Annotated in this window: 13 protein-coding genes; 6 read left to right on the plus strand and 7 right to left on the minus strand. The window is 65.3% G+C overall.

The window, feature by feature from the left end:
- Nucleotides 1–36: 36 nt before the first annotated feature.
- Together MLE18_RS00245 and MLE18_RS00250 are read left to right on the plus strand one after the other, a co-directional pair.
- Entirely contained in the window at nt 37–528 is a 492-nt protein-coding gene (locus tag MLE18_RS00245) for a MamS/MamX family magnetosome protein (protein WP_243366173.1), read from the plus strand.
- 1 nt (nt 529) lies between these two features.
- Nucleotides 530–1135: a hypothetical protein gene (locus tag MLE18_RS00250; protein ID WP_243366186.1), complete on the plus strand. Its 606-nt coding sequence runs from the start codon at nt 530–532 to the stop codon at nt 1133–1135.
- Nucleotides 1136–1561: 426 nt separating this feature from the next.
- Here MLE18_RS00250 and lysA read toward each other — a convergent pair whose 3' ends face one another.
- From lysA to MLE18_RS00270, 4 genes are all read right to left on the minus strand, one after another.
- The gene (gene lysA / locus MLE18_RS00255; RefSeq protein ID WP_243366202.1) at nt 1562–2803 is read right to left on the minus strand and encodes a diaminopimelate decarboxylase; all 1242 of its coding nucleotides are present in this window, start codon (nt 2801–2803) and stop codon (nt 1562–1564) included.
- A gap of 4 nt (nt 2804–2807) precedes the next feature.
- Nucleotides 2808–5504, minus strand: coding sequence for a DNA mismatch repair protein MutS (gene mutS / locus MLE18_RS00260; RefSeq protein ID WP_243366205.1), 2697 nt, complete (start codon nt 5502–5504; stop codon nt 2808–2810).
- A 147-nt stretch (nt 5505–5651) separates the two neighbouring features.
- A complete protein-coding gene (locus MLE18_RS00265) occupies nt 5652–6014 on the minus strand; it encodes a LapA family protein (protein ID WP_243366207.1) in 363 nt (120 codons plus the stop codon).
- 14 nt (nt 6015–6028) lie between these two features.
- Nucleotides 6029–6529 (minus strand): HIT family protein, encoded by a 501-nt coding sequence (locus tag MLE18_RS00270; RefSeq protein ID WP_243366209.1) that lies wholly within the window; start codon nt 6527–6529, stop codon nt 6029–6031.
- A gap of 196 nt (nt 6530–6725) precedes the next feature.
- Here MLE18_RS00270 and uvrC point away from each other — a divergent pair, with 196 nt between their 5' ends.
- Together uvrC and MLE18_RS00280 are read left to right on the plus strand one after the other, a co-directional pair.
- Complete coding sequence (gene uvrC / locus MLE18_RS00275) at nt 6726–8555, plus strand: excinuclease ABC subunit UvrC (protein ID WP_243366212.1); 1830 nt, start codon at nt 6726–6728, stop codon at nt 8553–8555.
- 54 nt (nt 8556–8609) lie between these two features.
- A complete protein-coding gene (locus tag MLE18_RS00280) occupies nt 8610–9296 on the plus strand; it encodes a methyltransferase domain-containing protein (RefSeq protein WP_243366215.1) in 687 nt (228 codons plus the stop codon).
- Nucleotides 9297–9506: 210 nt separating this feature from the next.
- Here MLE18_RS00280 and MLE18_RS00285 read toward each other — a convergent pair whose 3' ends face one another.
- Genes MLE18_RS00285 through MLE18_RS00295 form a run of 3 tightly spaced genes read right to left on the minus strand, consistent with a single transcriptional unit; the run spans nt 9507 to nt 11354 of the window.
- Nucleotides 9507–10001, minus strand: a complete 495-nt coding sequence (locus MLE18_RS00285) for a surface-adhesin E family protein (RefSeq protein ID WP_243366217.1) — start codon at nt 9999–10001, stop codon at nt 9507–9509.
- Nucleotides 10002–10041: 40 nt separating this feature from the next.
- Nucleotides 10042–10770 (minus strand): metal-dependent hydrolase, encoded by a 729-nt coding sequence (locus MLE18_RS00290; protein ID WP_272881412.1) that lies wholly within the window; start codon nt 10768–10770, stop codon nt 10042–10044.
- 11 nt (nt 10771–10781) lie between these two features.
- Nucleotides 10782–11354 carry a UbiX family flavin prenyltransferase gene (locus MLE18_RS00295; protein ID WP_243366219.1) on the minus strand — a complete coding sequence of 191 codons (573 nt, stop codon included), beginning with the start codon at nt 11352–11354 and terminating at the stop codon, nt 10782–10784.
- Nucleotides 11355–11528: 174 nt separating this feature from the next.
- On the opposite strand from MLE18_RS00295, the gene clpS reads away from it, so the two are divergent.
- Entirely contained in the window at nt 11529–11843 is a 315-nt protein-coding gene (clpS, locus tag MLE18_RS00300) for an ATP-dependent Clp protease adapter ClpS (protein ID WP_243366221.1), read from the plus strand.
- Nucleotides 11844–14129: an ATP-dependent Clp protease ATP-binding subunit ClpA gene (gene clpA / locus MLE18_RS00305; protein ID WP_243366223.1), complete on the plus strand. Its 2286-nt coding sequence runs from the start codon at nt 11844–11846 to the stop codon at nt 14127–14129.

The following is a 14129-nucleotide window of genomic DNA, read 5'->3' on the forward strand; positions in this document are numbered from 1 at the left end:
ACCATCTATGCGTTGTTCACAATCCTCGGAGGTATCATGACCCGCATCCTCAATCCGCTGCTGTTCGCCGTTCTGGCGTTGGTGTTCATCTGCTCCCAGGCCTCGGCCGCCAAAGACAAGCCCGACATCGCGGGCTGGGAAAAGGGCGGCGCCTACGACAAGTTCTATGACGCCAAGGAGGCCGACTCCTTCAAGGGCAAGGTGGAGCAGATCATCGAGATCGTGCCCCTGCCCGGCATGGCCAAGGGCGTGGGGCTCGTGGTCCGCGACAAGAAGGACAACAAGACCGAGACCGTGCATCTGGGCCCCAAGGATTTCGTGGACGTCGAGAGCATCGGCCTGCGCACGGGCGACACCATCAAGGTCAGCGGCGTGTGGGCCACCATCGGCGGCAAGGAGGTCGTGATGGCCTCCAAGATCAAGAAGGACGAGGGCGCGGAGCTCAAGGTCCGCCGCTCCAAGGACGGCACCCCCTGGTGGACCCTCAGCCCCGAGGAGCTGGCCCAGGAAAAGAAGGCGGGCAACTAGCGTGCGCCGCGCAGCGCCGATTTTCCTGATGGTTCTGTTGGCGGCGTTCGCCTGGGGCTGCGCTCCCAAGGGCGCTCCGGTCGCCTCCATGCCCGAGGCCAGCGCGCCCAAGTGGAAGCCCGGGGACTATTGGGAGTTCACCGGCAACAACCGCAGCGCCTTCGCCGTTTCCGACCGCATGGAGGTCGTCTCCGTGGGGGACGAGATCGTGCTGCGAGGCAGGGGCGACATCGGCAGGCAGACCACCCTGGCGGGCGACCTCTCCGTCACCGGCACCAAGGGCGGCAAGATCTCCTACGGCGTCATCAGCGGCAAGGACGCCTACCTGATCTTCCCCATGAAGGTCGGGGCCAGCCAGACATTCCGCCACAGCGCCACAACGCCCAAGGGGACGCAGAACTACACCATGACCGTCACCGTGGAGGCCGCCGAGGAGGTCGCCGTGCCCGCCGGGACCTTCAAGGCCTTCCGCCTGCGCGTGGCCAAGAAGAACGACACCGGTTGGACCGGTGACTACATGATGTGGTACGCCCCGGAAGTGGGGTATTTCGTGCGCATCTCCGACACACAGGGCAACCAGGTGTCGCTGGTGCGGTACGGGCGCTGACGGGCGACAGGCACCGAATGAGAAAGCCGGTAGGACGCGCGTCCTTCCGGCTTTTTTGTTGGATACTTTCAAGGGGAGAAGCCTCCGGCGGCCAAAGGACGAAGTCCTGCTTCGCCCTTTTAAATCCCGAACAGGAGGTGTCGGGTTGGAGTCTCCCCAGCGGGCCTGGAGCGGACGGCGCACGCCGACATATCGGAAGAATATCGTCATGCGCCGTCCGCTCCAGGTCCGCTGGGGAGACAACGAGGTTCACGGCGCCAAACCAGGCTATTCTCCCCTGGTCTACGCGAAGCTATAGGGGAGTCCAGAGCCGAAGGCCCTTTGGCCGCCGGAGGCTTTCCCGGAAAATGAGGCAAAAAAAGATCGGGCGTCCCTGTGCTCGTCGATCACAAGGACGCCCGTTTCTAGCGCGGCAGTCTGGAGCGGCTAGTTCTTTTCCAGGGCGATCAGGTCGTCGAGGGTCTCGCGCCTGCGGGCCAGCTTCACTTTGTCGCCGTCCACCAGCACCTCGGCCGCCCTGGGGCGGGAGTTGTAGTTGGAGGACATGGTGAAGCCGTAGGCCCCGGCCGAGAACACGGCCAGCAGCTCCCCCCGCTCCACGGCGGGGATGTTGCGGTCCTTGGCGAGGAAGTCGCCGGATTCGCAGATGGGGCCCACCACGTCCACGTCCACGTCCGGGCGGCCCTTGGGCTCAACCTCGCGGATGGCGTGGAAGGAGCCGTAGAGCGAGGGGCGCACCAGGTCGTTCATGCCCGCGTCCACGATGATGAAGTCCTTGGTGGGGGTCTTCTTGGTGTAGACCACCTCGGTGAGCAGGATGCCGGAGTTGCCCGCGATCACGCGGCCGGGCTCCAGGATGATGGTCATGGGGTGGTCCTTGAGGACCTTCACCAGGGCGTCGCCGAACTCGGTGGGGTGGGGCGGCTCCTCGTCATTGTAGGGGATGCCCAGGCCGCCGCCCAGGTCCAGGTGGGTGATCGTAAGCCCCAAGGCGGTCAGGCGCTCATGGAAGCGCATGATGCGGTCCAGCGCTTCCAGGAAGGGGTCCAGGCTGGTGAGCTGGGAGCCGATGTGGCAGTCGATGCCGATGGGCTCGATGCCGGGCAGGGCCATGGCGCGCTGGTAGGTGGCCAGGGAGGACTCGATGTCCAGGCCGAACTTGTTCTTCTTCATCCCCGTGGAGATGTAGGGGTGGGTCTTGGGGTCCACGTCGGGGTTGATGCGCAGGCTGATGCGCGCGGTCTTGCCCATGTCGGTGGCGACGGCGGAGAGCAGCTCCAACTCGGCGGCGGACTCCACGTTGAACATCAGGATGTCGGCGGCCAGGGCCTGGCGCATCTCGTCGGCGCGCTTGCCCACGCCGGAGTAGACGATCTTGTCCGGCGCGACGCCGGCGGTCAGGGCGCGGTGCAGCTCGCCGCCGGAGACGATGTCCATGCCGGCCCCGCAATCCTTGAGCAGGGAGAGCAGGCTCAGGTTGGAGTTGGCCTTCACCGAATAGCAGGTCAGGTGGGGCACGCCCGCGAAGGCCGAGTCGAAGGCCTCGAAGTGGCGGCGCAACGTGGCGGCGGAGTAGACGTAAAGGGGGGTGCCGAACTTGCGGGCCAGTTCGGCCGCCGGGACGCCCTCGGCGAAGAGCTGGCCGTCCTTGTATTCGAAGAAATGCATGGGGCTAATCTCCTTGGGTTCCTGCTTCCCCGTCCAGCTTGGCCTTGAGGCCTCCCAGGATGTTCAGGGCTTCCAGGGGGGTGATGCTATCGAGTTTGAGGTTGCGGATGTCTTCCAGCACGGGGTGCGCCTGTTCGGGCGGGAACTCCTGGGCCTCGCTGGCCAGCCCGGGGAGCCCGGGGAGCATGGAGCGCTGGGCGGTCGGCTGCGGGGCGGCCCCGCGCGTCTCCCGCGCCTTCTTCTCCAACCCGGCCAGGATGTCCTTTGAGCGCTGTACCACCCGGCTGGGCACGCCCGCAAGCCGGGCCACCTCGATGCCGTAGCTGCGGTCCGAGGGGCCGGGCACCAGCCTGCGCAGAAAGATGATGTCGCCGCGCCACTCCTTCACGGCGATGTTCACGTTGCGCAGGCCCGGAAGTTTGCCTTCCAGCTGCGTCAGCTCGTGATAGTGGGTGGCGAAGAGGGTGCGGATGCCGCCGCCGTCGCTGGAGTCGCCTTTGCGGCCGCGCCCGGCAAGATCTTCCACCACGGCCCAGGCCAGGGCCAGGCCGTCGAAGGTGGAGGTGCCCCGCCCGATCTCGTCCAGTATGACGAGGCTCTTGCGGGTGGCCTGGCGCAGGATGCGCGCCGTCTCCATCATCTCCACCATGAAGGTGGAGTGGCCCTGGGCGAGGTTGTCCGAGGCGCCAACGCGGGAGAAGATGCGGTCCGTCAGGCCGAGGCGCGCCTTGGCCGCGGGCACGTAGGAGCCGATCTGCGCCAGCAGGCACATGATGGCCACCTGGCGCAGCACCGTGGACTTGCCCGCCATGTTGGGTCCGGTGATGAGCAGCAGGCGCGTATCCCCGGTGATGCTCAGATCGTTGGGGATGTAGTTGGCTGGGCCCTGAACGGCTTCCACGGCGGGGTGTCGTCCCGCCTGGATGGCGATCTCCAGCCCCTGGTGCAGGGCGGGCTTGGTCCATTCCCACTTGCGGGCCGTGTCCGCCAGGGCCTGCCAGTAGTCCAGGTCGGCCAGGGCGCGGGCCATGGACTTGAAGCGCGGGCGGGCCTTGGCGACGATTTCGCGCAGCTCGCCGAAAAGGCGGTATTCCAGATCCTTGCGGCGCTCGCTTGCGGAGAGCAGCTTGTCCTCCAACTCCTTGAGGGCCGGGGTGATGTAGCGCTCGGCGTTGGCAAGTGTCTGGCGGCGCACGAAATGCTCGGGCACATGGCCGCCAGCGCGGGAAAGTTCGAAGTAGTAGCCGAACACCCGGTTGTAGCCCAGCTTGAGCTTGGGCAGGGAGTTGGCCTCCTGCTCGCTCAGCAGCAGCTCCTTGAGCTTGGATTCGCCGTGCTCGGTGAGCTCCATCAGCTCGTCCAGGCCCGAGTGGTAGCCGAAGCGGAACAGGCCGCCCTCGGTGATGGTGGCCGGGGGCGAATCGGCGAGCGCGGCGGCCAGCAGTTCGCGGACGTCCTCCAACTGGTCCCAGGTTTGGAGCACGCGGCCCAGGGCCCGGGGCTTCTCCACGCTGAAGACCGCTCCGTCCAGGCCGTCTCCCGCCAGCAGGCCGTGGATGCCCGGCAGCGCGGTCAGGGTGTTGCGCAGGGCCAGGAAATCCTTGGGCGTGGCCCGGCCCAGGAAGATGCGCGTGGAGAGGCGCTCCAGGTCGTAGACTTCGTCCAGGGCGTCGCGCATGGCCTCCCGCAGGCCGTCTTCCTTGAAAAAGAAGCGTACGGCCTCCTGGTTCTCCAGGATGGTCTCAAGATCCACCCAGGGCTGGCGCAGCCGGATCTCCAGCAGGCGGCCGCCCATTGGGGTCACGGTGCGGTCCAGCACATGCCAGAGGGTGCCGGGACCCTTGCGGCCGTCCAGGCGGCGGAAAATTTCCAGGTTGCGTTCCGTGACCTCGTCCACCAGCAGATGGCGGCTCAGGTTCAGGGGGCGGAAGGCGCTCAGGTGCCCAAGGCCCTGCTTCTGGGTCTGAGTCAGGTAGGAGAGCATGGCCCCCATGGCCCGCACCAGCTGCGGCTTGTCGCCGAGGTCCAGGGTTTCCAGGCTGGAGACCTCCTGGGCCTCCAGCACGCGGCTGGAGGCGGCCGCCAGGTCGAAATGGGGCTTGTGGGGAAAATTGGTGATCTGGATGCCCAGTTCCGGCACGTGCCTGGGCGGGGCCTTCATGTCCGGCAGCAGGAGCTCCTTGGGCTGGATCTTCTCGACCCACTGCCAGAGCTGGGCCTCGTCGCGGCTGTGCAGGCCGGACCACTCGCCCGTGGAGAATTCGATCCAGGCCAGGCCGCCCGCGCGCTCGTCGGGCTCCCAGAACAGGGCGGCCAGGTAGTTGTTGCGCTTGGCCTGGAGGTTGACGTCCTCCACCACGGTGCCGGGCGTGAGCACCCTCGTCACCTCGCGCTTCACTAGGCCCTTGGCCTGCTTCGGGTCCTCCACCTGGTCGCAGATGGCCACCTTGTAGCCCTTTTCCAGCAGCTGGCTCAGGTAGGCCGAAAGCGCGTGATGCGGCACGCCGCACATGGGGACCGGAGTCTCGGAGTTCTTGTCGCGCGAGGTCAGCGCGATCTGAAGCTCCCGGGCGGCCACTTCGGCGTCCTCGAAGAACATCTCGTAGAAGTCGCCCATGCGGTACATGAGCAGGCAATCAGGGTATTCTCCCTTGATCGACAGGTACTGCTCCAGCATGGGGGTGAGCTTGACGGTGCTCATGGCTTCCGGGGGTGATTTGACGATAATGTTAATAATGGGGGCTCTCGGGCCTGGGTTTAACTTGCCTGGACATTTTGGTGGAGTCAACAGGGAAAAAAAAGGCCGGGCGCGCGATACGTCCGGCCTTTGGTCACACGGAGCGTACGGCTAGGACTTGGCCTCCTCGGCGGCAGCCGGGGCGGGGGCGGCGGGAGCGGGCACGTTGATGGCCTGCTTGGCCTTGAGTCCGTCCAGCTCGGACTGGAGGGCGCTGGCCTTGGCTTTGGCTTCGCTGCAGAGGGAGCCGATGCGGATGCGGTCGATGACGAAGAAGACCGTGCTGAAGAGCGCGCCCAGCACAAAGAAGATGAGCACCACCAGGTAGAACGGGATAGGCTGTGCCTGCCAGTTCAGGGTGAACATGCTGAACTTCAGCTCCAGCAGGGCGCCAAGCTGGGCGTTGTTCTGGACGAAGAACACCATGAAGAACAGGAAGAACAGCACCAACAGCACGAACTTGATGAAACGCATATCCGCCTCCCTCGTCAGATGTTGCTAAATATGGCCGCGCGGTCGAAACGCGGTTTGATCCTGTCGTAGGTTTGCAGCAGCAGTTCGGGTATGACGTGGGTCTCGCCGAACACCGCCATGAAAGAGTTGTCGCCGTTCCAGCGCGGCACGATCTGGAAATGCAGATGCGAGGCGATGCCAGCCCCGGCGGCCTCGCCAAGGTTCAGGCCCGCGTTGACGCCGTGCGGCCTGAAGCACTCGTTGATGATGGCCACGGTCTCCTGGAGGGCGGCCATCATCTCGCCGGACTCCTCCTGCGTGAGTTCGGTGATGCAGCTGATGTGGCGGTACGGTGTGACCATGAGGTGCCCGCTGTTGTAGGGGTACTTGTTCATGATCACGAAAGTGTGCTTTCCCCTGGCCAGCACGAGGCGGTCCCTGTCCTCCCCGGTGTGGGCGGGGATGCAGAAAACACAGGAGTCGGGCTTGGGGCCGAGGATGTAATCCATCCGCCAGGGTGCCCAGAGCACGTCCATCAGCGGAGCCCCGCGGGACGCAAGGCGCGTGAAACAGCCGCCCGGCATGGAGCGGTTATGCGGGATGTGTCGGAAGCGGGCCGTTTCATTCTCGATTCTATCCTTGTGGAACGCTTTTCAGTACACACAACACGCCCCGAGGGCAAGGGTGCATGGACCCCTTGTTTGCGGGGCCGCTTCGGGGCATGAGGGGGAAATGTTCGAATTCGTCACCAAGGACTATCCCACCGATCCCGGCGTGTATTTGATGAAGAACGCCCAGGGCAAGGTGCTCTACGTGGGCAAGGCCGTGAACCTGCGCTCGCGACTGTCCTCCTACTTCCGGGGCGAGGTGGCCCACCCCAAGACCAGGGCGCTGGTGGCCAGGGTGGCCGGGGTGGACGTTCTGGTCACGGGGACTGAGAAAGAGGCCCTGCTCCTGGAGGCCAGCCTCATCAAGAAGCACCGGCCCCGCTACAACATCGTCCTGCGCGACGACAAAAGCCACATCCTCTTCAAGCTGGACAAGACCCACGACTTTCCCAAGATCGCCTTCACCCGCCGCGTGGTGCGCGACGGCTCCACCTATTTCGGGCCCTTCACCTCGGCCCAGGCCGCCCGCAAGACCTGGCGGGAGCTCAACCGCCTGTTCCCGCTGCGCAAATGCCGCGACGTCAGCTTCAAGAACCGCGTACGCCCCTGCCTCTACCACTTCATCGGGCAGTGCCTGGCCCCGTGCGTGGGCGCGGTCGGCAAGGCGGACTACGCCGTACTGGTGCGGCGGGTGGAGGCCTTCCTCTCCGGCAAGTCGGCGGACGTGCTCAAGCGGGCGGAGCGCGAGATGCTGGAAGCCTCCGAGGCTTTGCAGTTCGAGCGGGCGGCCGAGCTGCGCGACCTGCTGGCTGCCATGCGCGCCACCATCGAGGGCCAGGCCGCGGTGCTGCCCAACCACCCGGACCTGGACGCCCTGGACGTGTTCTCCGCCGGCGGCGGCATGGGCCTCACCGTGCTCTTCGTGCGCCAGGGCAGGCTGCTGGACAGGGCCAATTTCTTCTGGCCCGATTTCACCGACGAGGAGCTGCCCGAAGCCCTGCCGAGCTTTTTGGCCCAGTACTACAAGCCGGAGAGCTTCGTGCCCGGGCGGGTGATGCTCTCGCAACGGATGATGGAGGCCATGGGCGAGGAAGCCGCCGCCGTGACCGCGGACATCCTGGGCGAGCGGCGCGGAGCCAGGGTGGTGCTGAACGCGCCGCGCACGGACGAGGAGCGCCGCCTGGTGGAGATCGCCTCGGCCAACGCGGCCAGGGCGGTGGCCGAAGCAGGCGCGGGCGGGGCGCAGGAGTCCATGCCGGCGCTCCTGGGTCGCAAGCTCCAGGTCGGCCGGGAGATAGGGCGAATCGAGGTCGTGGACGTCTCCCACCTGGGCGGCAAAGGCATGCGCGTGGGCATGGTGGTCTATGAGGACGGCAGATTCGACCGCCAGGAATACCGGCAGTACGCCTTCCCGGAGCTGGAGGGTTCCTCGGACGACTACGCCGCCCTGGCCCGCTGGGTGGAGAAGCGCATCGACTCCGGCGAGCCCTGGCCGGACCTGGTGCTCATCGACGGAGGCAAGGGCCAGTTGGCGGCAGTGGAGCGGGCCATGGGGGCGGCCGGGCTGCCCCACCTGTGGGAGATCGCCTCCATCGCCAAGTCCGGCAGAGCCATGAACGCCCAGGACGACCAGGTGTTCCGGCCCGGGCGCAAGAATCCCCTGGCGTTGCGCCCCGGCAGCAGGGAACTGCTCTTCCTGCAGCGCCTTCGCGACGAGGTGCACCGCTTCGTCATCGGCCGCCAGCGTCAGGTGCGCAAGAAGCAGGCTTTCGCCAGCGAGGTGCTGAACCTGCCGGGCGTGGGGCCGAAGACCGCCAAGCTGCTCTGGGAAAGGTTCTCCACCCTGGAGGGCATCAAGTCCGCCACGGTGGAGCAACTGGCCGAAATCAAGGGCCTGGGCCCCAGGAAGGCCGCCGTCGTCCACGCGGCCCTGCATTCCTCCCCGCCTCGTTGATTTTGCACGCGAAAGGCTGTATCGCGGCCTGTCACGTCACGCCAAGGAGTCCTCATGCCCCGTTTTCAACGGCTGCGCGAGCACGTGTCCCGGCTGGAGCCGGAGCACGTCTACCGCACCATCTATGATGAGAATCTGGCCCCCGTCATCCTGGGCACGGAAGACCTCGACCACCAGGGGCTGGAGGATTTCCGCAAGGTGGACTTCACCGGCAGGACAGTTGTGGACCTTGGCTGCAACTTCGGCTTCTTCACCTTCGAGGCCCGGCGAAGGGGCGCGGCGAGCGTGACGGGCGTGGATCGGGAGGATCGAGTGCTTGAGGGCGCGGTCATGATGCGCGACATCCTCGGCATGGACGGCGTGGAATTTGTCTCCTGCGACATCGAGAAGCCCGTGCACTGCCTGACGGGCATGAAGTACGACATCGCCATGCTGGTGGAGTTCATCGGCAAGACCTTCGTGCGCCTGGGGTACATCCCCAAGGTGCTGGCCTTCCTGGAGAGCCTTTCCGACCGCGAGCTGGTGCTCTCAGTTCAGAAATCCTACATGGTCAACAAGGAGCTGGGCTCCACCATGCGGGAAATGAGCGCCTACTACCCCCCTGCCTACCTCAAGGACGGCGAGGTCCTGGTCCTGGAGTACGTGGTGGATTTCTTCAAGCAACGCTGGAAGGTCGAGATGCTTTCCAGCCTGTCCGTTGGATACGAAAAGCCCAGGAAATACCTGCGCTTGCACAGGTAGTACCCCTCACCCAGCCCATCCGCCTACAGTATTAGATACTCCGGCCCGGCCGGGCGGCGCGCCAGGCGCACAGCCCCGGCCGCCCGGGAGCCCCGGCAGGATGTCAGCACGAGCACCTGATCCGCGCTGCGGCCCTGATTGTCCGGAGTACATGCGGCTGACCGGGTAGAGACCCCGCCGCGTGCGCGGCGGGGCCTACGGCGATGAGAATCATTTGCAGATGATAGCCTGGAGGGATTCCATGGCGCTTCCGCTGACGATGGGCTTGAACTTCTGATCTTCGGGGTCGATTGAGTTCAGAATCTTCCCGCTCTTGTCGGAATCCACGACCTTCTTGATCACGTACGACTTGGCCCCGCAGTCCATGGCCATGATCTGCATGGATTTGTGGCAGACGTCCGAGTAGCCTTGTTGGCTCGAATATTTCTTGGCGTTCTCCTCGGACATGCGCACGACGTTTATGAAGGAGAAGACTCCTTTCCCTTCCTCCCGGACAGAGCCTTTGTCGTAGAGGATCTCATCGCCGTTCTTTGTGGCGTATTGCATCAGCTCCTGGGTCTGTGTCTGGGGCTGAGCCTGTGCCTTGGGCTGGGCCTGAGTCTGGGGCTGAGTCTGGGGCTGAGCCTGTGCCTTGGGCTGGGCCTGAGTCTGGGGCTGAGCCTGGGCCAGGCCCGACTGGAGCAGGCCCGTGCAAATCGCTAACACCGCCGCGCCTTTGAGCGTCATTTTGATCCAATTTGAAGTATCAGTCACAACCGCAATCCTCGCTGAAGACGTTTTTCTGAAGGGCCACAGTTTGTCCGGGCGCACACTCGACGAGCGATGTGTCAACGCCCAGGTCGTCCAGGGCCAGTCCGAAAGCCCTGGTATTCTTCTCCAGCACGGGGAAGCTGCCCCAGTGCATGGGTATCACCTGTTTGCAGCGCAGCAGCTTGCAGGCCACGGCGGCCTGGCGGGCGTCCATGGTGAAGGTGCCGCCCACCGGAAGCAGCGCGGTGTCGATGGAGAAGAGCTTTCCGTAGATATCCATGGTGGCGAACACGGCCGTGTCGCCCGCGTGGTAGAGCGTGTAGCCGTCGGCCATGGTCAGCACGTAGCCCACGGGCAGGCCGGATTCGCTGGAGTGCACCGCCTGGACCATGGTTGCGCGCACGCTGCCCAGGCTCACGCTGCCGCCGATGTTGATGCCGATGCCGTTGACCACCTGGGCCTGGGGCAGTCCCTTGCCGACGAGTTTGGTGCAGGTCTCCACGATGGCCAGGAGCTTGGCCCCGGTGGCCTTGCATATCTCCAGGGCCTGCCCCACGTGGTCGCCGTGGTCGTGGGTGACGAGCACGTAGTCCACCTTGGCGATGTCCTTGGAGGAGAGGGCGGCGCTCGGGTTGCCCTCGAAGAACGGGTCGATGAGGATGGTCAGGCCGTCGGTGCGCAGCGTGAAATTCGAATGGCCGTTCCATGTGAGTTCGTGACGCATGGCGGACTCCTCTAGTTGTCGTCTTTCCAGCGTTTGCCGAGGGAGTGGGGAATGCCCAGCAGATCGAGCGCCCTCGCGGCGATGAAGTCCGCCAGGTCGTCGATGGTCGCGGGCCTGCCGTAGAACCCGGGGCAGGCGGCCAATATGGACGCCCCCGCCTGCTTGGCCGCCAGCATGTTGCGCAGGTGGATCTCGTTGAAGGGCGTCTCGCGGGGCACCAGCACCAGCTTGCGCCCCTCCTTGAGGGTCACGTCGGCGGCGCGGTGGATCAGGTTGGAGCCCAGCCCGTTGGAGATGGCCGCCAGGGAGGCCATGGAGCACGGGCAGACGATCATGCCAGCGTGCCGCCAGGAGCCGCTGGCCGGGCCCGCGGCCACGTCGTGCTGGGTATAGGCCGCGGACGCCAGGGCGATGAGCTGGGCGGCTGTAACTTTCGATTCCAGTTCGAGCACCTTGATTGCGGCGTCGGAGAGTATGAGGTGCAGTTCGCAGGAGGGGTCTGACGCGATGGCGCGGGCCAGGGCCACGGCGTAGGGCATTCCCGATGCGCCCGTGAGGGCCAGGACGATACGTTTTACGATCATGAGGCATTTATATCCCGCCGCGCACGGAAGTCCAGCGCCAGTTGCGCGGCCAGCCTGCTGGGCGTATACTCTGGGAGGATCAGCCGTCCGGCCGGAACCCGCCGGCCCTCGACAAGGGCGGCTTTCGACTTATCTCTTGGCCGAAGATCCCTCACGGGGTTTTGGAGCGCATACATGACCGATTCGATACGTCAGGACGAACGCGAGTCCGGCACGATCCTCAAGGAGGAACTGCGGGAGCCGCGCAAATTCAGGGTGCTGCTGCACAACGACGACTATACCACCATGGAGTTCGTTGTGCATGTGCTCAAGTCGGTATTCAACAAGTCCGACGCGGACGCGACCCAGATCATGCTGGCCGTGCACAAGAACGGCACGGGCGTCTGCGGAGTGTATACGGCCGAGATGGCCGAAACCAAAGTGGTATCAGTGCGCCAGTTGGCCCGCCAGAACGGCTACCCGCTGAAATGCACGATGGAAGAGGAATAAATGCTGGGCAAGAATCTCGAACGCGTGCTCACCAATGCGGTGAAGGAAGTCAAGAGGCGCAACCACGAGTACCTCACGCTCGAACACCTGCTGCACGCCATCGTGCAGGAGGAGTCGGGCAAGGCCATCCTGCTCAGCTGCGGCGCCAACGTGGTGCGCCTGAAACTCCAGTTGGAGCGTTTTTTCGCAGAGCACATGGAGGTCGTCTCCGAGGAGCAGAGCTCCGAGGTGGTGCAGACCCTTGGGGTGCAGCGCGTGCTGCAGCGGGCCATCATGCAGATGCAGGCCGCCGGCAAGGAGAACGTGCACGTCGGCGACGTGCTGGCCGCCATGTTCGAGGAGGACGACTCCTACGCGGTGTATTTCCTGAAGTCCCAGGGCATCTCCCGGCTGGACGTGCTGGAGAGCATCGCCCACGGTCAGGGCGTGGAGCAGGGCGCCGAGGCGGAGACCGCGAACAAGAACGGCGAGAAGCAGACCGCGCTGGAGCAGTTCACCGTTGACCTGGTTGCCAAGGCCCGCGACGGCAAGATCGACCCGCTCATCGGCCGCGAGGAGGAGCTGACCCGCACCGTGCAGGTGCTGGCGCGCCGCCGCAAGAACAACCCCCTCTACGTGGGCGACCCTGGCGTGGGAAAGACCGCCCTGGCCGAAGGCCTGGCACTGCGCATCGCCAACGGCGACGTGCCCGAGACCTTCAGGAACGTGGAGGTCTTCGCTCTGGATATGGGAGCGCTGCTGGCCGGAACCAAGTACCGGGGCGACTTCGAAGCCAGGATGAAGTCCGTGCTGGGCGAACTGCACGCCAAGCCGGGGGCGATCCTGTTCGTGGACGAGATTCACACCATCGTGGGCGCGGGCGCCACCAGCGGCGGCACCATGGACGCCTCCAACATCCTCAAGCCCGTGCTGGCCTCCGGGCAGCTGCGCTGCATCGGCTCCACCACCTATGAGGAGTACAAGAACCATTTCGAGAAGGACCGCGCCCTCTCCCGCCGCTTCCAGAAGATCGAGGTGCCCGAGCCCTCCATCGAGGAGGCCGTGGAGATCCTCAAGGGCCTCAAGCCCCACTACGAGGAGCACCACGGCGTGCAGTACACCCCGGCGGCCCTTCGCAGCGCGGTGGAGCTCTCGGCCCGCCACCTGAACGACCGCTTCCTGCCGGACAAGGCCGTGGACGTCATCGACGAGGCCGGGGCCGTGTTCCGCCTGCAGGACAAGCCCGGCAAGCACACCGTGGGCGTGCACGAGGTGGAGAAGATCATCTCGCGCATGGCCAGGATTCCGGCCCAGCGCGTCTCCTCAACCGACCGCGCCAGGCTCTCCGGCGTGGAGGAAGAGCTCAAGAGGCTCATCTTCGGGCAGGACGAGGCCGTGGAAGTGCTGTGCAAGGCCATCAAGCGCTCCCGCGCGGGCCTCTCCCCGGCGGGCAGGCCCACGGGCAACTTCCTGCTGGCCGGCCCCACCGGCGTGGGCAAGACCGAGCTGGCCAAGCAGCTGGCAAACGTGCTGGGCGTGCACTTCATGCGCTTCGACATGAGCGAGTACATGGAGAAGCACGCCGTGGCGCGGCTCATCGGCGCGCCCCCGGGCTACGTGGGCTTCGACCAGGGCGGCCTGCTCACCGAGGGCATCCGCAAGCACCCCTACTGCGTGCTGCTGCTGGACGAGATCGAGAAGGCCCACCCGGACATGTTCAACATCCTGCTCCAGGTGATGGACTACGCCACGCTCACCGACAACAACGGCCGCAAGGCGGACTTCAGCAACGTCATCCTGCTGATGACCTCCAACGCGGGCGCGCGCGAGATGGCCGCCAACACAATCGGCTTCGGCACGGCCAAGGGCGGGGACACCGAGAGCCACGGCCGCAAGGCCATCGAGAAGCTCTTCTCGCCGGAGTTCCGCAACCGCCTGGACGCGGTGGTCAGCTTCAAGCCGCTCACCTCGGACATCATGGAGATGATCGTGGGCAAGTACGTGGCCGAGCTCAACAAGCAGCTCAAGGAGCGCAAGGTCACCCTGGACCTGAGCCCCAAGGCCGTGGCCTGGCTGGCGGAGAAGGGCTTCGATCCGTCCTTCGGCGCCCGGCCGCTCTCGCGCCTGATCCAGGAGAAGGTCAAGGACCCCCTTACCGACGAGATGCTCTTCGGCAAGCTCCAGAAGGGCGGACAGGTGAAGGTGGATGCGGCCCTGGAAGGCCCCAAGAAGGGCGGACAGGACAAGGGCGAGACGGTCCTGTCCTTCAAGTTCACGCCCAGGGTCAAGGAGAAGGAAAAAGCCTAG

Origin of the sequence: Fundidesulfovibrio soli (assembly GCF_022808695.1) — a bacterium.
GTDB lineage: Bacteria > Desulfobacterota > Desulfovibrionia > Desulfovibrionales > Desulfovibrionaceae > Fundidesulfovibrio > Fundidesulfovibrio soli.